2 protein-coding genes and 1 pseudogene are annotated in these 1484 nt (G+C 49.9%); 1 reads left to right on the top strand and 2 read right to left on the bottom strand.

The window, feature by feature from the left end; genetic code table 11:
* Positions 1-82, top strand: a pseudogene (locus J5224_RS27505) (two-component system response regulator ArcA); the annotation flags it as partial.
* A 149-nt stretch (positions 83-231) separates the two neighbouring features.
* Here the strand turns inward: J5224_RS27505 and J5224_RS27500 are convergent.
* Both J5224_RS27500 and creA read right to left on the bottom strand, forming a co-directional pair.
* Positions 232-879: a Qnr family pentapeptide repeat protein gene (locus J5224_RS27500; protein ID WP_264628311.1), complete on the bottom strand. Its 648-nt coding sequence runs from the start codon at positions 877-879 to the stop codon at positions 232-234.
* 147 nt (positions 880-1026) lie between these two features.
* Positions 1027-1479, bottom strand: a complete 453-nt coding sequence (creA, locus tag J5224_RS27495; RefSeq protein ID WP_264628312.1) for a protein CreA — start codon at positions 1477-1479, stop codon at positions 1027-1029.
* Positions 1480-1484: the final 5 nt, after the last annotated feature.

Raw genomic sequence — 1484 nt, 5'->3', positions numbered from 1 at the left:
CCAATCCACTGCCGATACGCCAGAAATCATCGCCACCATTCACGGCGAAGGTTACCGTTTCTGCGGCGATCTGGAAGACTAACACGCGCTTTCAGTGACTCATGACAGGCCGAAACCCTCTGGTTTCGGCCTTTTATTTTTAACTCAGGCTCCGCTCTCGCCAATCGCTTTAATGCCTGTTTTCATCCGTGCCCAGCGCGTTGCGTTCAGCGACAAAGCATCAACCCCATTCTAACCTTGTAAAATAATCCCTAAATCCATCAGAAGTTGACCCGCCTGATTCATATCAAGCTTCACACCGTCGAGCTCGGTATCCCTGATAGTGAGGTTCCCCAATGCAGCGCCCGTGAGGTCACAAAATGTAAAATTAGCTGAACGCCAGTCAAACTCGTTAAATTCACCGCCAGAGAGATCTGATCCAACAAAGGAAGCACCAAGTACATTTGCCGCCGTCCAGCGGTTTTCCCATAGTTCACATTTCTCTAATACGGTTTTTGAGAAGTTGGTATAGCTCAGATTTGATTTAATAATGAAAGCACTGCAAAACCAAACTCGCTCTGTAATTTTGTTCATGAAACTGGCGCTACGGAAATCGGCCCCCTGCGCGCGGCACTCTCTGATCTCAATGCCAAACGCGTCTGCGTACCGGAAATTGCACAGGCTCAAATCGCACCCAATAAATCTCGCCTCCTTGAGTACCGAATGCGAAAAATCACATCCCGTCTGGCTTTCATCATCATAGAAATGGCAATTATTGAACACGGTTTCTGTCAGGTCTGCACGTGAGAAATCGCAATTGATGAACCGACATTCGCTAATGGTATTCCCTGTCAGTGCACTACCCACGAATTGTTGTTCTGTGCAGATCGTTGAATTCATCGTTTAACCCCTGATGGTTATGCCTTATGTGCGTTAACGAGGCATATCAGTCGCCGCATAGTCTGACAATGTCCATTTACGCCCCCCCCCCTCAGGATGACGAGGGGAAAATGGCTTTTTCTGTCTCGGCACGTATTCCCTAACACACTACTCGCTCTTGCCCCAGGGGATGATCGGCACCGCGCTCAAGGCGTTTTTGGGTGAGCCATCGACCAAACGATCGGAGTAAGTCAGGTAGACCAGCGCGTTGCGTTTCTCATCATAGAAACGGACCACCTGAAGTTTTTTGAACACCAGTGACGTGCGCTTTTGGAACACCACCGTGCCACTATCATCACTTTTCTTTATCTTATCCGACAGCGTAATCGGCCCAACCTGCTGGCAGGAAATGGCCGCATCGGAGGTATCCTCTGCCAGGCCTAACCCCCCTTTGATGCCGCCGGTTTTAGCACGGCTTAAATAGCAGGTAACGTTCGCAACGTCTGGATCGTCAAAGGCTTCCACCACAATTTTATGGTCTGGCCCCAGCAGTTTGAAAACCGTATCTACAGAACCAATCTGTTCCGCCCTGGCGACGCTGCCCACGCTCAGCAGCGCCATACAGG

This window comes from Candidatus Symbiopectobacterium sp. NZEC135 (assembly GCF_025962695.1).
Note: the sequence above shows the minus strand (reverse complement) of the source record. Positions and strands in the feature narration are given on the sequence as shown.

Coding starts and splice junctions, on each gene's coding strand:
- J5224_RS27500 (WP_264628311.1), bottom strand. CDS start 879: ATGAATTCAACGATCTGCACAGAACAACAATTCGTGGGTAGTGCACTG.
- creA (WP_264628312.1), bottom strand. CDS start 1,479: ATGGCGCTGCTGAGCGTGGGCAGCGTCGCCAGGGCGGAACAGATTGGT.